Below are 22,945 nucleotides of genomic sequence, written 5' to 3'. Positions count from 1 at the left end.
TTGATGAAGAAGAAAAATAAGATAAATTTGTAAACGCGTTCTTACACCCTTTTCGATAAAAGATGTCCAAAAAAATTTTAGTCTGGTTTAGAAATGATCTTCGCTTGCATGACAATGAAATGCTGGTCGAGGCGATTGCTAAATCTGATTCAATTTTGCCTGTTTACATTCTTGATCGCCGTTCTTTTGGCGAAACAAAATACGGTACGTTAAAAACAGGTAATATTAGAGCACAATTTATTTTAGAAAGTGTTTTAGGATTACGCAATTCTTTAAAACAGATTGGCGGTAACTTGCTTATAGCCGAAGGCAACCCTGAAGATATTATTCCTCAACTCGTTCAGGAATATGAGATTACCGAAGTTTACCATCACCGTGAAGTGGCACGCGAAGAGACGCATGTTTCAACTTTGGTAGAAAATGCACTTTGGAAATTACGCATCAACCTGAAACATTTTATCGGCCATACCTTATATAATAAGGAGGACCTCCCTTTTCCCATTAAGGATATTCCCGACGCCTTTAACCAGTTTAAAAAGAAAATTGAACGCGATTCGATTATCAAGCCCTGTTTTTCGGCACCCGATCGGATTAACGTAGCCGAAGTGATTGACTGGGGGACATTGTCTTCGTTAAAAGACTTTAATCTTTTGCCGCAAAAAAAAGATCAGCGTGCTGATTTTGAATTTGTTGGTGGCGAGGCCGAAGGTTTAGCCCATCTTCAAAAAGTGATTGTGGCTATGCAGCAGGCTGCAACAACCAAGAATTTAATTCTGGCTTCGAAACTATCGGCATGGCTGGCCATGGGCAGTTTGTCGCCACGGAAAGTATACTGGGAAATTAAAAAGATTGAAGGTGTGCCCAATACAAAGGCCATGTTCAATCATATTTTATTAGGCCTGCTTTGGAGAGATTATTTCCGTTTCATGTTCAAAAAATATGGCAATACTTTTTTTAGTCCGGATGGATTTGGCAGCCAGGGACTGATTGATGTTGTGAATGAGCAGGATAATTTTAGTAAATGGAAGAATGCGCAAACAGGTTTTGCTGTGGTAGATGCGGTGATGACAGAGTTAAATCAGACCGGCTTCATTTCGAATATCGCCAGACAAACCGCTGCCTTATACCTGATCAATAATTTAGAAGTAAGCTGGATTTTTGGCGCAGCATATTTTGAAGAAAAGCTGATTGATTATAATCCAGCAAGTAATTGGGGGAACTGGGCCAATGTGGCAGGTGTAGGTAACGATCAGAAATCAAAAAGTGTTTTCGATCTTGATAAAAATATCAAAAACCTCGACCCAAAAGGCAGTTACTCTTTAACTTGGGCATCATAGTTGTAATGACTGAATGATGGAGTATTGAATGATGGAATTGAAATTTTATCGAGTAATACAAGTGGTATTTTTGTTATTCTCTCATTCAATAATTTTCTCATTCAATAATTCTCATTTTAATCGAGATTTTTGCCATTTATATAAGGTAAAATTCTAATTTTGTAATGCTTATAGTAAACAGTTAATAATGGATAAATTATCTTATCTTAATGGCGCAAACGCCGAATATATAGAGTCTTTATATCAATCTTATCAACAAGATCCTGAGTCTGTTGAGTTCGGTTGGCAGAAATTTTTCGAAGGTTTCGATTTTGGAAGAGGATCGGAAGCCCCAGCAGCAACCATAGAAACTCCTGAACAATTTTTAAAAGAGGTTAATGTTTTAAACTTGATTGATGGCTATCGTAGCCGTGGTCATTTGTTTACGCACACCAATCCGGTACGCGAAAGACGTAAACATTTGCCAACATTAGATCTTGCAAATTTTGGATTATCGGATGCAGATTTAGAAACCGTTTTTAACTCTGGTGTTGAGATTGGTATCGGTGCTGCAAAATTGAAAGACATTGTAGCCTTTTTAAAACAAACATACGCACACTCAATCGGTGCAGAATATAAGTTTTTGCGTACACCTGAAGTGTTGAACTGGATTCAGCAAAAAATGGAAAGTGCACGTAATACCCCTAATTTCTCAATCGATGAGAAAAAGCGCATTCTCCGGAAATTAAACGAAGCGGTAAGTTTCGAAAATTTCTTAGGTACCAAATTTTTGGGCCAAAAACGTTTCTCGTTAGAAGGAGCAGAAGCTTTAATCCCAGCTTTAGATTCAGTAATCGAAAAAGGTGCTGAATTAGGTATTGAAGAATTTGTAATTGGTATGGCACACCGCGGTCGTTTAAACGTGTTGGCCAATATCATGCAAAAAACATATAAAGATATTTTTGCTGAGTTTGAAGGTAAAAGCTACAACCCAGATACGCCATTTGGTGGCGACGTAAAATACCACTTAGGTTATTCTACAGATGTAACTACCGTTTCGGGTAAAAGTGTTCACTTAAGTTTATGTCCTAACCCATCGCATTTAGAAACTGTTGATGGTGTGGTAGAAGGCATGAGCCGCTCAAAAATCGATTTCAAATATGGTGGCGATAACAGTCGTTTAGCGCCAATTTTGATTCATGGTGATGCATCAGTTGCCGGACAAGGTATTGTTTACGAAGTAATTCAGATGGCAGGCCTTGAAGGTTATAAAACCGGTGGAACTATTCACCTGGTAATTAATAACCAGATTGGTTTTACCACTAATTATAAAGATGCACGTACCAGTACTTATTGTACCGATATTGCTAAAGTAACTTTATCTCCGGTTTTCCACGTAAATGGTGATGATCCTGAGGCTTTGGTTTATGCAATTAACCTGGCAATGGAGTATCGTCAGAAATATAAAAACGATGTTTTTATCGATATTCTTTGCTACCGTCGTTTCGGTCACAATGAGTCTGATGAGCCTAAATTCACCCAGCCATTATTATACAAAACAATCGAAAAACACCCTAATCCAAGGGAAATCTATATCGATCAGTTAACCAAAGAGGGTAAGTTGGAAGCCGGTTTGGCAAAAGAAATGGAAAAGGATTTCCGTGGTATTTTGCAGGAACGCTTAAACGAAGCTAAAGAATTTGTTGCAGGTAATGCCGAAGTTAAATTTGGTGGTGCATGGGCAGATTTGCGTATGGCTACACCTAAAGATTTCGAATCTTCTCCTGTTACTGCGGTTAAAAAGTCTACTTTATTAGAAATTGGTAAGCGTATTACAGCTTTGCCATCTAATAAAAAGTTCTTCAAAAAAATCGAAAAACTATTTGCTGAACGTGGCAAAATGGTTAACGAAACCAATGTTTTCGACTGGGCAATGGGCGAGCAGTTAGCTTATGGTACTTTGTTATCAGAAGGTAAACGTGTTCGTTTAAGCGGTCAGGATGTAGAGAGGGGAACATTCTCTCACCGTCACGCGGTATTAACGCTTGAAGATAGTGAGGAAGAATATGTACCATTGGCAAATATTTCAGATCAACAAGCGGCTTTCGATATTTACAACTCACACTTATCAGAATATGGCGTTTTAGGTTTCGAGTATGGTTATGCCATGGCAAACCCGAATGCTTTAACCATCTGGGAAGCACAATTTGGCGATTTCTTTAACGGAGCGCAAATTGTTGTCGATCAGTATATTGCAAGTGCCGAAACAAAATGGCAGCGCGAAAATGGTTTGGTAATGTTATTGCCTCACGGTTACGAAGGTCAGGGACCAGAGCACTCATCAGCACGTATTGAGCGTTTTATGGAGCTTTGCGCCGACTATAACATGCAGGTAACAAACTGTACTACTCCGGCGAACTTCTTCCACGTTTTACGCCGTCAGTTTAAACGCGATTTCCGTAAACCTTTGGTGGTATTTACACCTAAAAGTTTATTGCGCCATCCTGCTTGTGTTTCTAAATTAGAAGAATTTACCGAAGGTGGTTTTAAAGAAGTAATTGACGATGTAAATGTTAAAGTTGCAGATGTAACACGTATTGTTTTCTGTAGCGGTAAAATTTACTATGAGTTATTGGAGAAACAACAGGCTGATAAATTGAAACATGTAGCCTTGGTTCGCGTAGAGCAGCTGTATCCAACTCCTGTTGATCAGATGGAAGCCATCCAGAAGAAATATAAAAATGCTAAAGAAGTTTTCTGGGTACAAGAAGAACCAGAGAACATGGGCGCATGGCCATATTTGTTCCGCAGGTTGTACAAAACAGCATTAAAAGGCATTGATGTAATTTCGCGAAGAGAAAGCAGCAGTACTGCAACAGGTTTTGCAAAACAACATGCTAATCAACAGGCTTATATTTTAGCAAAAGCTTTAGAGATTGCGGTAACGGAAGATGTAAAGGATATTGCTAAAAAAGCAACAAAAAAATTAGTTCAGATAGATTAGTAAGGTAGAGGGTAATTAGGTAGAAGGTTGAGGGTTTAGCATCCAAAACATTACAACCTTTAACTTTACAATATTTAACAATAAAAAATATAACATTACAAAAATGAGTTTAGAGATAAAAGTTCCACCTGTTGGTGAGTCGATAACCGAAGTTGTTTTATCACGTTGGATAAAAAACGATGGCGATGTTGTTGAAATGGATGAAGTTATTGCCGAATTAGAATCGGATAAAGCGACATTCGAATTAACCGCAGAACAAGCTGGAACTTTAAAAACCATAGCAGCCGAAGGCGATACTTTAGCCATCGGTGCAGTAGTTTGTAAAATTGAAGATGGTGGTGCAGCCCCAGCAAAAGCTGATGCACCAAAAGCTGAAGAAAAGGCTGTTGTTGCTGAAGAAAAAACTTCTGCTCCAGTTGCTGAAAAATCAGGCGAAAGCTATGCTACAGGAACTCCTTCTCCTGCTGCTGGTAAAATTCTTGCAGAAAAAGGAATTGATGCTGGTGCGGTAAAAGGTACTGGTGTTGATGGTCGGATTACTAAAGATGATGCTGTTAAGGCTGAGGCGGGTAAAAAACCAGAGGCACCTAAATCTAGTGCTCCTGTTGCAGCTGCTGCTCCTGCAGGTAGCCGTGGCGAACGTCGTGAGAAAATGTCTCCACTACGTAGAACGGTTGCAAAACGTTTAGTTGCTGTTAAAAATGAAACCGCAATGTTGACTACTTTTAACGAAGTTAACATGAAGCCGATTATGGATTTACGCGGAAAATATAAAGATCAGTTTAAAGAAAAATTTGGTGTTGGTTTAGGCTTCATGAGCTTTTTTACCAAAGCAGTTACCGAGGCATTAAAAGATTTCCCTGCGGTTAATGGTCGTATTGAAGGCGAAGAATTGGTTTACAATGATTTTGCTGATATTTCGATTGCAGTTTCTGCACCAAAAGGTTTAGTGGTTCCGGTAATCCGTAATGCAGAAAGCATGACTTTAGCTCAGATTGAAAAATCGGTGTTAGAATTGGCTTTAAAAGCACGTGATAGCAAATTAACATTAGAAGAAATGACTGGTGGAACATTCACCATCACTAACGGTGGTGTATTTGGTTCGATGATGTCGACTCCGATTATCAATGCGCCACAATCGGCTATTTTAGGTATGCACAACATTGTTGAGCGTCCGGTAGCTGAAAAAGGGGAAGTGGTAATCCGTCCGATGATGTACGTTGCTTTATCTTACGATCACAGAATTATCGATGGACGTGAGTCGGTTGGTTTCCTGGTTCGTGTGAAACAATTATTAGAAGATCCAGCCAGATTATTATTAGGTATCTAACCCCTAAATCCCCTAAAGGGGACTTAAGGTCTTTATAGAAAGTAAAGAAAAAGAAGTCAAGTTTTTAAAAACTTGACTTCTTTTTTTATATTCAAAAAAATGAAATTAACGTTCAACTCAAAATTCCTCTTCATTTTTCTTGCGATTCTCATCATTGAAATCTTAATTGGCAAATACCTTCATGATGTATTTATTCGCCCGTTTGGTGGCGATGTATTGGTTGTTATCTTGATTTACGCATTCTTTAGGATTTTTCTTAAAACCAATAACAGGAAGTTAGCTTTAGGCGTTTTAATTTTTTCTTTTATTATTGAGTTTCTCCAAAAAGTGAATTATGTTACCTGGTTTGGTTGGGAAAACAATAAACTGATGAGCACTATGCTAGGTACTTCCTTTAGTATTTATGATCTGCTCGCTTATTTTGTAGGCTATCTGATCTGTTTGTGTTTTAAGGATTGAGTTAACGCGCTGGTCGGCATTTGTAATCTGGATCCATTGTTTCTTTAGCTTTGCGATTTTCTTTGATAGTTACGTTAATAAATCACAGCTAATGATTGAGATTTATATACAAGTATCGTCATCTCGATTGGAACGTAGTGGAATAGAGAGATCTATTTAGACAGATTTCTCAACTTCGATGCACTCTGCTCGAAATGACGATTACGTTAGACTAAGTAGTAAAAATTAATAGAGATAAAGCTATTTAGACAGCACTTTAATTGGTTTTAAATCCAATTGTTTAAATTCTACTTCACTGCCTTCGGCTTGTAGTGCAATCTGGCCGCTATTTACTGTACAGTTGGTGCCATAGTTTACCAATGTATCATTTACCCAAACTTTAACTTCGTTATTCCAACATTGAATAACCATGGTATTCCATTCGCCAAGCGGTTTCTCACTACCATCTGTTAAATTTTTAATCCGGCGGAGTTTATTTCCATTTACACCCCAGTTTTCTTGAGGCCCACGTCTGGTAACCATATCTGGCACTGTAATATCTTCTTCGATGCACCAGAAATCGCCAGCATCTTTATGTTGCATCTGCACTTCCAGCGATTTTGGAAACATACCATACAGTGCCCTTGGTGTTGATGCATGAACTAAAACACCACAATTACCTGGTTTGCCAGCAAAGCGATATTGTACTGTTAACTGGTAATTTTTATAAATTTTATCGGTAATCAAGTGCCCCCCTGGTGTACCCAGACTTACCAACATACCATTGCGTACAATAAATGGATTAATAGTGTCAGGCTTTTTATCCATTGCAGGTACATCTACATGCCAACCGTTTAGATTTTTTCCGTTAAAAAGGCTTTTTTGAGCAAATGCTGAGCTGCTAATAATAACTAATAATAAAAAGGCGTAGTAAAGTTTCATGATATACTTGGTTTTTGTATACCAAATATAATATTTTAAGTACGATATGATGAAATACGAATCCGAGATGAGAATAAGGTATTTGTATAATCGGCCGTCATTCTCGCGCAGGCGGGAATCTTAATGCAATCTACAAGCCCTACCAAGGCATTACGATTCCCAATCAAGTTGGGAATGACGGTACCTCCTGAATTGGTTTTAACGGGACGCTAAGACTCCAATTTCAATAATTCTTCGTATGGATTTCCCTCAAGCCCCAATAGTTTAGCAAATGCTGGCTCCGTTTTATAACCTTGGTTTTTGAGATCAATGATGTCCTGCCTAAATTTTTCGCCCTTGGCTAAGAGTAATTTTTGTTCAATGAGCATATGCCGATAAGCGTTTTGTTGTGTGGTAGGAGTGTTTTGTCCGAATATTTCTATTTCGAAACCATCGATGATAAGATTCGCTTTAATCGCGTCGAATTTGGGGCTTTCATGAATGGTGAAATCTTTTTCAGACCCAAACAGTTCATTTAATTTGTCGATAAATTCATTTTTATCAGAAACTTCGCAGATAATATCCAAATCGCTGTTTTCGATATCGATATTGATCGGAATGGTGCCCACAAGTATTGGATGGTAAGGAGCAAGCTTTTCTATAATTTCATTATCAGTTAGCACCTGATAAGCCTTCTTTTGCCTTTCATTGCCTAACTGTAAATAAGATATATCGAGGAAGTTGATCATTTATTATTGGCTATAAGTTTTAACCTTTGTTTCTTGAAGTGCCCAAAGTTACTAAACCTGATAGTATAAATGCCAATGCGTTAATTCTGCCCTCTTTTTTTATGAAGAAACTGAAGCAAAGCACAAGATCGATTGGCAGAAAGGATAGCGGGAACGAACTTAAATATCTACTTCTGTACATGCTTTCCAAGCACTATTATTATCGTCATTGCGAGGAGAAACGACGAAGCAATCTTTCGTACTTGGATTTTGCAATAAGGATTGCTTCGTCGGCTGGAAAAGCCTCCTCGCAATGACGATTCTAAAAACAACAGCCCATCTCAGTTAAGAAATGGGCTGTTTTGTATTTTCGTCACCTGTCCCGATATATTGGGATCAGGGTCTTCCTAGATAGATCTGAATCAAGTTCAGCAGGACGGGACGCAAAATTAATCCTCTACAATCTCACTGTTGATGCTCACATCGTCTTTTACATCTTCTTTAAAGTAGTTTTTCTGGAAGATGAGGATCAGTATCACACCGACTGAAATAGCTGCGTCAGCAAGGTTAAAAACAGGTCTGAAGAAAACAAACTCTTCGCCTCCCCAAATCGGTACCCAGGTAGGGAAGTGGCCTTCGGCAATCGGGAAGTAGAACATATCTACCACACGGCCATGGAACCAGCCTTCATAACCATAAATTTTTCCGTAAAATACAGAATCGATGATGTTTCCTAAAGCACCTGAAAAAATCAGCGCAACATTCAGGATCAGACCACGATGATATTTATGCTTAATTAAATAATGTAAGCCATAACCAATCCCTGCAACCGCCGCAATGCGGAAAAGTGATAAAGCTAATTTGCCAAACTCGCCGCCAAATTCCATTCCAAAAGCCATCCCATTATTTTCTGTAAAATGGATAATACACCATTTGCCAATAATATGGAACTCCTGACCAAGGTACATGTGCGTTTTAACCCATGTTTTCACCAGCTGATCGGCCAGTAAAACTAAAAAGATAACAATTAAAGGTTTTGTATATCCTTTCATTAACTCTGCTTTAATTTAGCTTCCATGCTTAAAGTTGCATGAGGAACAGCGCGTAAACGTTCTTTTTGGATTAATTTTCCGGTTTCGCGGCAAATACCATAAGTTTTGTTCTCGATGCGCACCAAAGCATTCTCCAGGTTGTCGATAAATTTTTTCTGACGTGCAGCCAATTGATTGATCTGCTCTTTTTCCATTGTTGCAGAACCGTCTTCTAATGTTTTGTACGCACCTGAAGTATCTTCTGTTCCGTTTGCGTTTGGATTACTCAAAGAAGTGGTTAAAGAGTTAAGTTCCTCTTTCGCCATGCGTAATTTATCTTGAATTAATTCTTTAAATTCTTGTAATTCACTGTCTGAGTAGCGTGTTTTGTTGCTGTTTTCCATGTTCTTTTTCTAATTTTCTAATATATGGATTTATATTTTAGTTACTGAAATGCTTAACTCAACATCGTCGATAACGATTTTGTTTGCATTATTTACGGTATCTGTTAATTCTAATTCATCGGCCAATATTTCCGCGCAAATGTAATCCTTGTTTTTGGCAACTGCGCCGGCCACCAAGTTATCATTTTGTAACGAAACTTTAATCCTATCTGTTACTTCAAAGTTTAATTCTTTTCGCAAGTTTTGGATACGGTTAACCAGTTCGCGAGAAATACCTTCTTGTTTCAGCTCTTCTGAGATGGTAACATCCAGAGCAACAGTTAAACTGCCCAGGTTGGTTACCTGCCATCCCGGAATATCTTCCGCAAAAACCTCAACGTCATCATTTAAATTGATGGTAAATTCTTCACCATTATTACCAACTACGATGATGAAGCCATCATTTTCTAAACGTTGGATATCATCTTGATTGGAATTTTCTAAAGCCTCTTTAACCAGGCTCATATCTTTTCCAACTTTTTTACCCAAAGATTTGAAGTTTGGTTTCAGCTTTTTCTTAACGATACCATGCGTATCGGTAATGAACTCGATATGTTTCACATTGGTTTCAGAAAGGATATAATCGGCAACTTTAGAAATCTTTTGTTCAAAATCGCCATTTAAAGAAGGGATTAAGATTTTCTCAAGTGGTTGACGCACATTAATGCCCGATTTTTTACGTAATGATAAAACCATCGAGGAAATATCCTGAGCATAAACCATACGCTCATTTAAATCAGTATCAATTAAACCTTGGTCAGCCTCGTTCCACAAAGTTAAGTGAACAGATTGTTCTGCTTTTGGATCGTTAATGGTTAAGTTTCTATACAACCAATCGGCAAAGAAAGGTGCTACAGGGCTCATTAACTGTGCTAAAGTTTCTAAACAAGTGTAAAGCGTTTCGTAAGCCGCACGTTTATCATCAGTCATTTCACCTTTCCAGAAACGGCGGCGGCTTAACCTAATGTACCAGTTACTCAAATGCTCATCAACAAATGCCTGAATAGCACGGGTTGCTTTCGTTGGCTCGTAAGTGTTGTAACTTTCATCAACTTCGTTGATTAAGGTTTGCAATAACGATAAGATCCAACGGTCTAATTCCGTTCTGTCTTCAACTTTGCTTAAGTTATTTTTGTCGATCTCGAATTTATCGATATTGGCATATAAGGCAAAGAAAGCATAAGTATTGTAAAGTGTCCCGAAGAATTTACGGCGCACTTCAGCAATTCCATCAATGTCAAATTTTAGGTTATCCCAAGGATTTGCATTCGAAATCATGTACCAACGCGTTGCATCAGCACCATATTCGTTAATGGTTTGGAATGGATCAGCAGCATTGCCCAAACGTTTAGACATTTTTTGTCCATTTTTGTCTAGTACAAGTCCGTTCGAAACTACATTTTTGTACGCTACTTTATCAAAAACTAATGTCGAGATCGCATGCAGGGTATAAAACCAGCCGCGGGTTTGGTCTACACCTTCGGCAATAAAATCTGCAGGGAAATCTTCATTTCCATCAATTGTTTCTTTGTTTTCAAAAGGGTAATGCCACTGCGCGTAAGGCATAGCACCAGAGTCGAACCAAACATCAATTAAATCACTTTCGCGGCTCATTGGTTTGCCTGATGGAGACACCAAAATAATTTTGTCGACCACATTTTTATGTAAGTCGATCAAATCATAGTTCTCTTCAGACATGTTTCCGATTTCGAATCCTTTAAAAGGATTTTCTTTTTGTAAACCAGCTGTTATAGATTTTTCAATGGCATTGTAAAGTTCCTCAACAGAACCAATTAACACTTCTTCTTTTTTATCTTCAGTTCTCCAGATTGGCAAAGGAATTCCCCAATATCTAGAACGTGATAAATTCCAATCGTTAGCATTTTTTAGCCAGTTTCCAAAACGACCCTCGCCAGTTGATTTTGGTTTCCAGTTAATGGTTTCATTAAGGTCGAACATTCTGTCTTTAACATCTGTAACTTTAATAAACCATGAATCTAAAGGATAATATAAAAGTGGCTCATCAGTTCTCCAGCTGTGTGGATAACTGTGAACATATTTTTCTACTTTAAAAGCTTTATTTTCTTCTTTTAATAAAATAGCAATTTCTACATCAACCGATTTTTCAGGTGCTTCGCCAGCATTGTAATATTCGTTCTTTACATATTTGCCTGCAAAAGGACCAACATGTTTAGTGAATTTACCCTGTAAATCTACTAATGGAACGGGGGTATCATTCTCGTCTAATACCAACATTGGTGGTACTTCCGGAATGGCTTCTTTAGCTACTTTAGCATCATCCGCGCCAAAAGTAGGGGCAGTATGAACAATACCGGTACCATCTTCAGTAGTTACGAAATCTCCAGAAATTACTCTAAACGCATTTTCGGGATTTTGGTATGGCAATGCGTAAGTTAAAAGTTGTTCATATCTAATGCCAACCAGCTCACTTCCTTTGCATTCGGCAAGTATTTGATAAGGGATTTTTTTATCACCAGCTTTAAAATTTGTAAAATCTTCAACTTCATTGCTTTCAAAGAAAATTTTACTAAACTGCTTGCCCACCAGATTTTTTGCCAAAATTACATTTGTTGGCAAGAATGTGTATTGGTTAAATGTTTTGATTAAAACATAGTCGATTTTTGGTCCAACCGTTAAAGCCGTGTTTGATGGTAAAGTCCATGGAGTAGTAGTCCAGGCCATCAGGTAAATATCTCCAAATGCTTGTAAAAACGGAGGTAACGTATTTGCTATCGCCTTAAATTGAGCAACAATCGTTGTGTCTGTAACATCTCGGTAAGCTCCGGGCTGATTTACCTCATGCGAACTCAATCCTGTTCCGGCTTTTGGAGAATAAGGTTGGATAGTATAACCTTTATAGATTAATCCTTTATCGTAAATCTGCTTCAAAAGCCACCACACCGATTCCATGTATTTCGACTTGTAGGTAATGTATGGATCATCCATATCTACCCAATAGCCCATTTTTTCGGTCAAGTCGTTCCACACATCAGTGTAACGCATTACTGTTTTTTTACAGGCTTCGTTATAATCTTCAATAGAAATAGTTTTACCAATATCCTCTTTAGTAATCCCTAATTCCTTTTCAGTTCCAAGCTCAACAGGTAGACCATGTGTATCCCAGCCAGCTTTTCTTTTAACCTGATAACCCTTAATTGTTTTATAACGGCAAAAAATATCCTTAATTGCACGCGCCATTACGTGGTGAATCCCCGGCATGCCATTGGCAGACGGTGGACCTTCGTAAAAAGTAAACGGATTAGATTTAGGACGGGAAGAAATACTTTTTTCAAAGATATTTTCCTTTTTCCAAAAATCCAGTATTTCTTGCCCTATTTTGGCAAGTTCCAATTGTTTAAATTCGCTATACATCAATCAAGTACCTCAAAAAATTAAAGGTTGCAAAGTTAACAGAATTGACTGAATTTTGGTAGTTTTGATGTAAATACTTTTAATGTGAAATTATTTAATATCGGGCTTACATTGATGATCGTTGCCGTAATTGCCTTGCCAATTGTTGCGGTAATAAATCCTTCAGACCGGGATTTTGTACTTTATGCTTTTTATTTCTGCGGCTTGCTCGAACTAATCGGGCTTATTTTTGTTTTAATCCATATTGTAACACTAAAAAGAAAGAACCCATGATTAAGCTCTTAAAATTGCAAAAAGCCGTTTTCATCCTCATAGCTGGCGTACTTTCTTTTATCGCCTATAAAATTTTAGATGCAAATGAGGTAAAAGGAAGTATCTATTTACAGATGCTGGCCGGGGTGCTTGTTATTATTGGTGCGCTGTGGCTGTTGTATCCCATTTTATTTGCCAAGAAGGATAACGATGGCAATGCCGAAATCATTACCGATCCAACGGTCGAAGTTCCGGTAGATGAGGAGGATAAAAAGCCTGCAGCTGAATAAACCTTACCCTCATAGCCTTTGGGTTTAAACCCAAGGCCATGAAAAAAATAAAATCCACGTAGGGGTAAATTTCTTGTGAGTTGTATTAGCTCTAAATAACAAATAGAGATAACTATGATTCCTGCATTAATTATTTGGCTCTGCAAGAAATATTTTGCTCCAAAAACCTATAAAACATTTTCTTCCAAAAAACCAATCAATCCAAAAAGCGCTGCTTCGCTGGTCTTTCTTATCTGTTCATTTTCATCGGCTTTTGCGCAACAAAGTAAATTCAACATCAAGCGTAATGGCGAAGTAATCGGCCAGATGTATTTCCAGCAGAAAGACGATGGCGATAATGTTTATCTCAAAATAACTTCGAAGGTACAAACCCGTTTCGTTTTTAAAATTGATGTGGAAACAGAGGATGTAGCACATTTTAAAAATGGCAAACTCCTTAGCTCAAATGTAAATCGGGTCGTAAATGGCAATGCAAAAGAGGCTAAGAAAACAAGTTGGGTAAATAATGTTTACCAACTTAAAACGGGCGATAAAACCAGTACAATAAATCAGCTCATCAGTTATAATATGATGCTACTGTATGCCAAAGAGCCTGTTAATATCCCCGAAATTTATTCTGACAACTTTCAGTGTTTTATTCCCATTCAGAAAAACGGGGCACATCAGTATCGGATCAATCTTCCCGATGGGAATTATAACGACTACCATTTCGAAAACGGAATATGTAAACTGGTAGTTGTAAATCACTCTTTGTACACCATTAGAATGGAAAGGGTTTAATATGGAAACAGTTGCAAATAAATACCTGAGGGTTTTGGTTACGGGTGCATCAGGTTTTATCGGCCGGAAGTTAAGCTTTACTCTTGCAGAAATGGGCTACGATGTAGTGGCACTTTGCAGAAATGTTAAGCATCCCTTTCTTATTCAGCACCGAAATATCCAGTTTGTAAAAGGCGATGTTTTGGATCCTGAAAGTTTAGAAAACGCAATGAAAGATTGTTATCAGGTTTACCATACGGCAGCCATGGCCAAAATGTGGTGCCGGAATGAGCAGGATTTTTACGATGTGAATGTAATTGGAACAAGAAATGTGCTCAGCTGTGCATTAAAATTGGGTGTAGAAAAAGTTGTGCATACCTCAACTTGCGGGGTGTGGGGACCAACATTAAATCTGCCGGTTTCAGAAAACGACCCAAGGGCAGTCGGCTTCCCGATCAGCTATGAACGCACAAAATACCTTGCTGAATTAGAGGTGAAAGAATTTGTAAAAAAGGGGTTGGAAGTGGTGATCGTAAACCCATCAAGAGTATATGGCGATGGACCAATAACAGATAGTAATACGGTGAGTAAAATGGTTACAGGTTATATAAAAGGTACATGGCATTTTATTCCAGGCGATGGAAAAGCAATTGCCAACTATGCTTTTGTAGATGATGTGGTAGATGGGCATATTGCAGCCATGCAGAATGGCAGGAATGGCGAGCGCTATATTTTGGGTGGAGTTGATATTTCTTTTAATAGTTTTTTCTGCACACTAAGGCAGATCACTGGTAAAAAAAGAAGTTTGTATAAAATCCCGGTAAGCATTATTAAAGCTTACAGTTTGCTGGAGGCTTTAAAATCGAAACTTTTTAACCTTACCCCATTTTTTCTGCCAGCGTTTGCCGATAGGTTAAAATGTAATCAGCAATATTCGAGCAATAAAGCCATTGCCGAACTAAATTATAGGATAACGCCTTTTGCAATAGGTCTTGGCAAGACCATTAATCATTTTAAACATATTAACCACAAACTGTCCTGATTTTCAGGAGATAAAGAGGATGCACGTAGATAAGATTTTTGAGACTAGGCAACCAAATCTGTGTTCATCCGTGTAGATCTGTGGCTAAAAAACAATCCATATACATGAAACAATTAACAGTATTGATTACAGGTGCAAGCGAGGGTTTGGGGAAATCTTTCGCTATCGAATCGGCCAAACGTGGTTTAGGTTTGGTATTGGTTTCGCTACCCAATAGTGGACTGGAACATTTAGCAAATTACCTGCGTGTAAACTTTAACAGTAGGGTGTTCTGTATCGAAATAGATTTGACCAAAAATACCTCCGCAAGCGAAATTTTTGAAAAATTAAGGGCGAATAAGATCGAGGTAAATGTTTTGATCAATAATGCTGGTTTAGGGAATTGGAGTTGGTTTGAAGATAAAAATGTCGATTTTTATAGAACACAGATCGATCTCAACATTACCAATACGGTATTGCTTACTCGGTTATTTTTAAACCATATCGATAAAAGTACAGCAAGCTATATTTTAAATGTTGGCAGTTTAGGCGGACATTTTATCGTTCCAAAAAAACAGGTTTATGGGGCAACCAAATCTTTTATCGGTTATTTTACCCGTTGTTTGCAGCTTGAATTGAGCGGTACTAATGTGCACATCAGTTTGCTTAGTCCTGGCGGTATTAATACGAAACCCGAGTTGTTGGTGATGAATAATGAGTTAAAAGGTTTCGCCAAGGCCACTATCTTAGAAGCCGATTATGTTGCCAAAACAGCAATGGATGGTATGTTGAAAGGTAAAAAAGAAATTATACCGGGTTTTGCAAATCGTTTTTTGGTGGTGTTGGATAAAATTATACCAGGCTTTTTAAAAGAAATTATAATTAGGCGTAAATTGAAATCGATTTTAACAACATAGAGTTAATCATAACCACAGATAAAAATGATGGACACAGATAGCGTTTTGTCTAAAAAGATGTTGGCTTAAACAAAACGTTGGTCAGTCTCAGCGTAGTCGAAGACGCTTTCGGTGAGTTATGTAAATGACTAACCCGCATCCGTGTTTATCAGTGTCCATCTGTGGTTAATATAAAAATAGAAACATCATTAACGGGCTTGGAAAGTAACGATACCAATCTTATCGGATTAATTAAAAGCGGTAATAAACAGGCTTTCGACGAAGTGTTTTTAAAGCATTTCAAAAGCCTGCATGCCTATGCTTTTACGATAATTAAAGAAAAAGATGATGCCGAAGAAATTGTTCAGAATGTATTTGTACGCATCTGGACAAAAAGAGAGCAACTTAAAACAGATGGATTTTTAAAACCATTTCTTTATCGTTCGGTGCACAACGAGAGTTTAAATTATTTGAAACATCAAAAAGTGAGATCGAATTTTAACGTTCATTATGCCAATGCTGTGAAAAACGATACAGGAAACTTAAATACAGAGATCATGGCAACAGAACTGGAAAAGAATATCCATTCGGCGATAAATGAGTTGCCCGAGAAATGCAGAAATGTATTTCAGTTGAGCCGGTTCGACCAGATGAAATATCAGGAAATTGCCGATGCACTAAATATTTCTATCAAAACGGTAGAAAACCAGATGGGCAAGGCCTTAAAGATTTTACGGCTTAGGGTAGTAGATTTTCTGATCCTCATTTTTATTTTATTGAAATAAGCTTATGGATAAAAACTATACACCTATTAACGATGATTTGCTTGCAAAATACTTGCTTGGAGAGGCTACTGTGCCCGAAAGTGAGCAGGTTGAAGCGTGGGCAGCATCAAATCCTGATCACCTGAAACAGCTAGAAGATTTCAGGATGATACTAGAGAAAAGCAAACTGCAGATTGATCCCGAAATTGATGAGCATCAGGCTTTAGATCGGTTAAATGCTCGTTTAGAAACCGAAAAAAAAACGATCAACTATACATTTATTTTACGATGGGCAGCTGTGGTATTTATATTTTTTAGTGTCGGCTTATTTTTCTACAACAATTTAATCGGCAATAAAATAAATGTAAATAGTGGCGGAAATACTTTAACGCAAATGTTGCCTGATGGTTCTACTGCAATTTTGAATAAACAATCTGAACTTTCTTTCGTGGGCGGGTTTTTTAATAAAACCCGCGATGTTAAACTAAAGGGCGAAGCTTTTTTTGAAGTAAGCGCCGATAAGTCGAAACCATTTATCATTAGTGTTAATGATGTTCAGGTAACTGTTGTGGGCACCGCGTTTAATGTGAAAAGCGATGGGGCAGCTGTTGTGGTAATTGTAGAAAGCGGGATCGTTAAGGTGAACAACCGAAATGACAGTGTGCGTTTAACTGCTGGAGAGAAAGTAGAAGTAAGTCAAAATCAGCGGCATTTTTCTAAAGGAGAAAACCAGGGTAAGTTGTATAATTACTATTATACGAATGAATTGGTTTGTGATGGCACACCGCTTAGCGAATTAGTTGCCGTACTTAATCAAAAATTTAAATCCAATATCGTTATTGTAAATCCTGCATTAAAGGCGCTTCCAATTAGCACAACTTTTAAAGATGAATCGCTTAAAGAAATCTTGAATGTGATTGCCGAAACTTTTAAAATAAAAGTTGAGTATGGGCAAGGTATAATTAAACTTAAATAAAAATCAATGCGTACGCTCAGAATAACTGTTGTTTTTCTCCTCTTTTTTAGTTCCTTAATAAAAGCACAATCCAATTTATCCAGAAATATCTCACTCAATATCGAGCAGCAAAAACTAAGTTCAGTACTGGCGATGATAGAGGAGAAAGGCGGATTCAGGTTTTCTTACAATAGTAATATATTACCCGTAGATAGTCTGATCAGTATCCGCGAAAACAACTTAAATATTGCCGAAACGCTTGATAAAATATTAAATCATAGGTTCGAATACCGCCAATCGGGTAATTTTGTGATTATCAGGTATGCACCGCTCGAACTGGTTTTGCTGGTTAACGAATCGGTCGGTGATCCCGAACTTTATACCATTACGGGCCAGGTGGTAGATAAACAGACCAATAAACCAATCCAGGATGCCAGTATTTACGAACGAAACCTGTTGGTTTCAGAAATATCGGATGGGAACGGTTATTTTTCGATGCGGTTAAAAAACATTACACAGCCTATATCACTAACGGTAAGTAAAGAAAATTATAAGTCTACCGTTACCCATTTTCTGGCTGAGGTGAACATTACCAATAGAAAAGAAAATCCAAGCGAAAGGTTTATCAGCGGAAATTTGGGCGATGTAGAAAATACCTGGCTGGGCAATACTTTGGTTACCGCACAACAAAAAATCCAGTCGATCAATATCGGTGGTTTTATCTCGAAAGCCCCGTTTCAGTTTTCGCTTATTCCTAGTTTAAATTCCCATGGCTCATTGAGCGGTCAGGTGGTTAACAAATTTTCGCTTAATGTTATTGGTGCTTATAGCGCAGGAGTAGATGGAGGAGAAATTGGTTTTGTTTTTAATATTAACAAGAGTAATGTGCAGTATTTTCAATTTGCTGGGGCCTTTAATCTGGTTGGAGGAAATGTTCGTGGAGCGCAGATTGCTGGACTGTTTAATTATGTGATAGGCGATGTTCGGGCGGCCCAGATTGCCTTGGCTTATAACCGCGTAGGCAAGAGTTTCGAGGGTTTCCAAGTAGGTGGAATTTATAATCATGTTAATCAAGATGTGAAAGGCATGCAACTTTCCTTAGGTCTTAATACCATAGGCGGAACCTTAAAGGGTTGGCAAACAGGTGCGTTAAATCTGGTTAATAAAGAGACGAAGGGTATTCAGATTGGAATTGGTGGTAACATAGTAGCTGGTAGAACAAGTGGAATACAGGTGGGAGGGATTGCCAATATCAACAAAGAAAGCAGTGGCGTAAATCTTGCGGTGCTCACCAATTTTACCGGACAAACTGCTAGTGGATTGCAAATTGGCGCAATTAATTATGCCAAAAACCTAAAAGGTGCCCAAGTTGGGGTATTAAATGTTTCAAATGAAAATGATGGTTATTCAATTGGGTTGATCAATATTGCTTTAAAAGGTTATCATAAATTTAGTTTCAGCACCAATGAAAGCACCAATTTTAATGTGGCTTATAAAGGTGGGAGCAAACGTTTATACAATATGTTAATGTTTGGCACGAACAAAAAATCAGCTGAAAAAATATATACCGGCGGCTTAGGTTTTGGCAAAGAAATTAGTCTTTTTAAAAGCGTTTCACTAAATCCTGAAATAAGTAGCCAGTATGTTTACCAAGGGAGCTGGGATTACCTCAACCTGCTGAATAAATTTGAGCTGCCAATAAACATCCGTTTAAATAAATGGTTAGCCGTACAAGGTGGTCCATCGGTTAATGTGTATTACACCAAACAAAACACCAAAATTGGTGAGTTTGGATTGTTGCAGGAAAAACATAAAGATTTCTCTTTTAACAATTCGAAATACACAGGTTGGTTAGGTTGGAATGTGGGCTTGGTGATTTTATAAAAATAGCCTTGGGTTTAAACCCAAGGCTATGAATGATATCTATTCTGTAACCGCTAACTGAAAACTCCAAACTCAATTAATGGTCAAACTCACCAATATTTTTCGCCGATTCTTCATCAGATACCAGTTTTCTTACTTTCTTTTTATCTAACCATAATACCAGCGCTGGTAGTAAAGTTAAATTGAAAATTAAAGCGACCAATAAGGTTATGGATAGAAGCAGGCCAAGTACTACCGTTCCTCCGAAAGTGGATGCCGTAAAAATTCCGAAGCCGAAAAATAAAATTAAGGCGATGTGCGTCATGCTTACACCTGTTTCGGTAATGGTATCGGTAATCACTTTTGGTACGCTGAAATTGGTCAGGTTTAATTCCTGCTGGTAACGGGTTAAGAAATAAATGGTCTGATCGGAAGCTAAACCAAAAGCTATGGTAAAAATTAATATGGTTGAAGGTTTTAAGGAAATTCCAAAATAACCCATAATCCCTGCGGTAATAATTAGCGGAACAATGTTGGGCAATAGCGAAATAAACATAATGCCCAAACTTTTGAACTGTGCTAATCTTAGGATGGAAATTAACACAATGGCAAGCGCAATACTTTCAACCAAATGCTTTAACATATAATCCGTTCCTTTAGAAAAGATAATGCTCGATCCCGTAAGTTCTACATCAAATTTAGATGGAGGCAAAATACTGTCGATCCGCGGTTTTAATTCGGCCATAATGGCGTCTAAACGTTTTGAGCCAACATCAGCCATTTGAAAACTGATCCTTGTACTTTGATTACCCTTGCTGATAAAGTTGGTTAACAAACTTGCATTTCCTTTGCCACCATTGGCGATGTAGGCCAGGATAAAGTTCTTTTCTAAATTATCTGGCAAGCGGAAAAAGGTAGAATCGTTATTGTAAAATGCTTGGGTGGCATACTTTAAGCCCATATTTACTGAAATGGAACGCGAAAACTCCGGATAGGAAGAAATCATCTTCTCCAGTTTCTCCATTCTTTTCAGATTGGTTAAATTGAAAACGCCATTCTTTTTCTTGGTATCTACACTTACTTCCAATGGTAAAATACCTTCAAAATTTTTCTCAAAGAACTTTAAATCCGTTAAAATTTCTGAGCTTTTAGGCAGGTCATCAACCACATATCCATTCACATTTATTTTCATCACCCCAATAAAGGCAATGATGGAGATGATAATCGTTCCGATATAAATCAATCCACTTTTGTGCTGCACCAGTGTATCGGTTTTGACTAATAATTTATGCAAAAATCCTTCTTCAACATGGTTTTGTGCCTTAAGTTTAGGCGCTGGCAAATAACTGAAGATAATTGGGATTAGACATAAACACATTAACCAGGTAATCATTACGTTTATAGAGGCTACACTACCAAATTGCATCAATAGCTCACTTCCGGTAAAGTATAACACACCAAAACCGATCGCCGCAGTAATGTTCGCAATTAGGGTGGTAATGGCAATTCTTTCTATGGTTACGCTTAAGGCACGCTGTTTATCGCCGTCTTTTCTAAGTTCATTCTGGTATTTGTTTAACAATAAAATACTGTTTGGAATACCAATAATTACAATAAGCGGCGGAATCAGCCCTGTTAAAATAGTAAGTTCGAAACCAAATAGTACCAATGTACCAATACTCCAGATAACCCCCATCACAACCACTAAAATAGGGAAGAATACGGCATAAAATTTCTTGAAGAAAAACAATAAGATTAGCGCAGAAACCAAGATAGATAAGCCCAAAAACAATACGAACTCGTTACTTACCAATTTACTTACCGCGGTACGGATATAAGGTAAGCCCGAAATATGCACCTGTATCTTTGTCGCAGCCTGGAAAGCTTTGGCTTTTGCTTCGATTTCTTTTAAAATAGGGTTACGCTCAGCAGTATTTAAGATTTTGGTATCAAAAGTAATGGCCATTAAGGTGGCATTCTGACGGTTGTAAACCAGTCCTTCGAAAAAAGGATTGCTATAAATGGTATTTTTGATCGAATCCATTTCAGCATCAGTTTTAACCAAACCGCCAGGAAGCGGCTTTAAAACAAATTTTTGGTTTACAGTATCTTTTTCCAGTTGAAAAATCCTTCCTGATGATAAAACCTGCTTAATACCTTTTAATTTCTGAATGTCGTTAGAAAGCTGGACCCATTGGTTGTAAACTTCTTTTTTAAAAATATCAGGCGATTGTATTCCCACCACCATTACACTTCCATCTTCGCCAAAGGTCTTTTTAAAGGCATTGTATTTTACGAATGCACTATCGGTAACGGGCAGGATTTTACTTCCTGTGTAGGAGAGTTTTACATTTTTGGCCTGATAAGCCATGAAAATTGTGCCTAATAAAAAAAATACGATGATTGCGATACGGTTCTGAAGAATGAATCTCGATAGCTTAACCCACATGTGCAGCTTAGTTTAATAATAATATTAACGGCAAAACTAATCTTATTTGTAAAACGTGATTACTTTTTGCACAATTAAATTTGCACAAATAACATACTTTTGAAAAAATTGTTTTAACCGGATGTTGCACAAAGTTAGGGGCATTGTTTTAAAGACCACCAATTACAGTGAAAGCAGTGTGGTAGTGCAGGTGCTTACCGATAAATTCGGTATGCAGTCTTACCTCATTAATGGTGTTAAAAAGCCAAAAGCGAAGATTAAGATGAACATGCTGCAATCGCTCCATTTGTTGGATATGGTGGTTTATCATAAAGCAAATACCAATATTCAAAGGGTATCTGAAGTTCGGCAAACGCCTGTTTTTAAAAGCATCCCTTACGATATGATTAAAACCAGTATCGTTATTTTTTTAAATGAGGTGCTGTATAAAAGCATCAGGCAGCAATCAGCCGATGAGAGTTTATTCGATTACATTTTTAATTCGATCGCCTGGTTTGATGAAATTGAAGAGATCAATCCCAATTTTCATTTATCATTTTTACTAAAACTTACCCGTTTTTTAGGTTTCTCGCCTAATGAGAAAAGGAGAAACGATCAGATTTATTTCGATCTGCAGGAGGGTGAGTTTACTTCCAGACTGCCAATCCACTCCAATTATCTCCTATTAGAAGATGCTATCGGGTTTATTTCGCTTTTTAATACGCCACTCGAAAAAATTTCTGAAATAAAAATGAGCAATACACTACGACGATTTCTGTTAGATAAGATATTGGTTTTCTATACCTTACATACGGCGTCGTTCGGGGTGGTACAATCGCATAAAATCCTCGAAACTTTGTTAAGTTGAAAAAAAAGAAAAAAAGATTTGCAGAACAGTTTTATAGCGCTATATTTGCATTCCCAAACGGAGGATGGGACAATAAGTTTGACAAAATTATAAAAGGGAAATTAGCTCAGCTGGTTCAGAGCACCTCGTTTACACCGAGGGGGTCGGGGGTTCGAACCCCTCATTTCCCACCAAGCCTTTCAGTACAACTGGAAGGCTTTTTTATAAAACTTTGAATACACCCAAAAAGGGAAATTAGCTCAGCT

At 37.7% G+C, this 22,945-nt stretch carries 19 protein-coding genes and 1 tRNA gene; 14 read left to right on the top strand and 6 right to left on the bottom strand.

The features are described from left to right. The first annotated feature begins 62 nt into the window (after nt 1–62). The 4 genes from J7E57_RS11485 (at nt 63) to J7E57_RS11470 (ending at nt 6,109) form a co-directional block, all read left to right on the top strand. A complete protein-coding gene (locus J7E57_RS11485; protein ID WP_215130527.1) occupies nt 63–1,337 on the top strand; it encodes a DASH family cryptochrome in 1,275 nt (424 codons plus the stop codon). 187 nt (nt 1,338–1,524) lie between these two features. Continuing rightward, the gene (locus J7E57_RS11480; protein ID WP_215130525.1) at nt 1,525–4,320 is read left to right on the top strand and encodes a 2-oxoglutarate dehydrogenase E1 component; all 2,796 of its coding nucleotides are present in this window, start codon (nt 1,525–1,527) and stop codon (nt 4,318–4,320) included. Between the two features lie 103 nt (nt 4,321–4,423). Then, nucleotides 4,424–5,650 (top strand): 2-oxoglutarate dehydrogenase complex dihydrolipoyllysine-residue succinyltransferase, encoded by a 1,227-nt coding sequence (gene odhB, locus J7E57_RS11475; protein WP_215130523.1) that lies wholly within the window; start codon nt 4,424–4,426, stop codon nt 5,648–5,650. Nucleotides 5,651–5,749: 99 nt separating this feature from the next. Beyond that, nucleotides 5,750–6,109 carry a DUF2809 domain-containing protein gene (locus J7E57_RS11470; protein WP_215130521.1) on the top strand — a complete coding sequence of 120 codons (360 nt, stop codon included), beginning with the start codon at nt 5,750–5,752 and terminating at the stop codon, nt 6,107–6,109. Nucleotides 6,110–6,349: 240 nt separating this feature from the next. Here J7E57_RS11470 and J7E57_RS11465 read toward each other — a convergent pair whose 3' ends face one another. The 5 genes from J7E57_RS11465 to ileS all read right to left on the bottom strand — a co-directional run bounded on the left by J7E57_RS11465 (nt 6,350) and on the right by ileS (nt 12,604). Then, entirely contained in the window at nt 6,350–7,030 is a 681-nt protein-coding gene (locus J7E57_RS11465) for a DUF1080 domain-containing protein (RefSeq protein ID WP_215130519.1), read from the bottom strand. Nucleotides 7,031–7,239: 209 nt separating this feature from the next. Further along, entirely contained in the window at nt 7,240–7,758 is a 519-nt protein-coding gene (locus J7E57_RS11460; RefSeq protein WP_251029892.1) for a DUF4269 domain-containing protein, read from the bottom strand. A 428-nt stretch (nt 7,759–8,186) separates the two neighbouring features. Next, on the bottom strand, nt 8,187–8,789 hold the full coding sequence (locus J7E57_RS11455; protein ID WP_215130517.1) for a lipoprotein signal peptidase: 603 nt from the start codon (nt 8,787–8,789) through the stop codon (nt 8,187–8,189). After that, a complete protein-coding gene (locus J7E57_RS11450) occupies nt 8,789–9,172 on the bottom strand; it encodes a TraR/DksA family transcriptional regulator (RefSeq protein WP_025144123.1) in 384 nt (127 codons plus the stop codon). Before J7E57_RS11450 ends, J7E57_RS11455 begins: the two co-directional genes overlap by 1 nt. Nucleotides 9,173–9,202: 30 nt before the next feature. Continuing rightward, nucleotides 9,203–12,604 (bottom strand): isoleucine--tRNA ligase, encoded by a 3,402-nt coding sequence (ileS, locus tag J7E57_RS11445; protein WP_215130516.1) that lies wholly within the window; start codon nt 12,602–12,604, stop codon nt 9,203–9,205. 84 nt (nt 12,605–12,688) lie between these two features. Here ileS and J7E57_RS11440 point away from each other — a divergent pair, with 84 nt between their 5' ends. From J7E57_RS11440 to J7E57_RS11405, 8 genes are all read left to right on the top strand, one after another. After that, nucleotides 12,689–12,877, top strand: coding sequence for a hypothetical protein (locus tag J7E57_RS11440; RefSeq protein WP_131031924.1), 189 nt, complete (start codon nt 12,689–12,691; stop codon nt 12,875–12,877). Beyond that, complete coding sequence (locus J7E57_RS11435) at nt 12,874–13,146, top strand: hypothetical protein (protein WP_051691668.1); 273 nt, start codon at nt 12,874–12,876, stop codon at nt 13,144–13,146. The genes J7E57_RS11440 and J7E57_RS11435 overlap by 4 nt, the downstream gene beginning before the upstream one ends. Nucleotides 13,147–13,260: 114 nt before the next feature. Continuing rightward, entirely contained in the window at nt 13,261–13,926 is a 666-nt protein-coding gene (locus J7E57_RS11430; protein WP_215130514.1) for a DUF6134 family protein, read from the top strand. A 1-nt stretch (nt 13,927) separates the two neighbouring features. Beyond that, nucleotides 13,928–14,947: an SDR family NAD(P)-dependent oxidoreductase gene (locus J7E57_RS11425; RefSeq protein ID WP_215130512.1), complete on the top strand. Its 1,020-nt coding sequence runs from the start codon at nt 13,928–13,930 to the stop codon at nt 14,945–14,947. Between the two features lie 104 nt (nt 14,948–15,051). Continuing rightward, on the top strand, nt 15,052–15,843 hold the full coding sequence (locus J7E57_RS11420) for an SDR family NAD(P)-dependent oxidoreductase (protein WP_215130510.1): 792 nt from the start codon (nt 15,052–15,054) through the stop codon (nt 15,841–15,843). Between the two features lie 161 nt (nt 15,844–16,004). Further along, on the top strand, nt 16,005–16,607 hold the full coding sequence (locus J7E57_RS11415) for an RNA polymerase sigma-70 factor (RefSeq protein ID WP_317196543.1): 603 nt from the start codon (nt 16,005–16,007) through the stop codon (nt 16,605–16,607). A gap of 4 nt (nt 16,608–16,611) precedes the next feature. Continuing rightward, nucleotides 16,612–17,562, top strand: coding sequence for a FecR domain-containing protein (locus J7E57_RS11410; RefSeq protein WP_215130508.1), 951 nt, complete (start codon nt 16,612–16,614; stop codon nt 17,560–17,562). A 6-nt stretch (nt 17,563–17,568) separates the two neighbouring features. Then, on the top strand, nt 17,569–19,425 hold the full coding sequence (locus J7E57_RS11405; protein ID WP_215130506.1) for an STN and carboxypeptidase regulatory-like domain-containing protein: 1,857 nt from the start codon (nt 17,569–17,571) through the stop codon (nt 19,423–19,425). A 76-nt stretch (nt 19,426–19,501) separates the two neighbouring features. On the opposite strand, the gene J7E57_RS11400 is transcribed toward J7E57_RS11405, so the two are convergent. Further along, entirely contained in the window at nt 19,502–21,853 is a 2,352-nt protein-coding gene (locus J7E57_RS11400) for an efflux RND transporter permease subunit (RefSeq protein ID WP_251029891.1), read from the bottom strand. Between the two features lie 121 nt (nt 21,854–21,974). Here J7E57_RS11400 and recO point away from each other — a divergent pair, with 121 nt between their 5' ends. Next, nucleotides 21,975–22,700: a DNA repair protein RecO gene (gene recO / locus J7E57_RS11395; protein ID WP_215130504.1), complete on the top strand. Its 726-nt coding sequence runs from the start codon at nt 21,975–21,977 to the stop codon at nt 22,698–22,700. A 95-nt stretch (nt 22,701–22,795) separates the two neighbouring features. Then, a tRNA-Val gene (locus J7E57_RS11390) sits at nt 22,796–22,873 on the top strand. The last annotated feature ends 72 nt before the right edge of the window (nt 22,874–22,945 follow it).

Source organism: Pedobacter sp. ISL-64 (assembly GCF_018613605.1).
In the GTDB taxonomy this organism is placed as follows: Bacteria; Bacteroidota; Bacteroidia; order Sphingobacteriales; family Sphingobacteriaceae; genus Pedobacter.
This window is presented reverse-complemented; position numbering and strand designations above follow the sequence as displayed.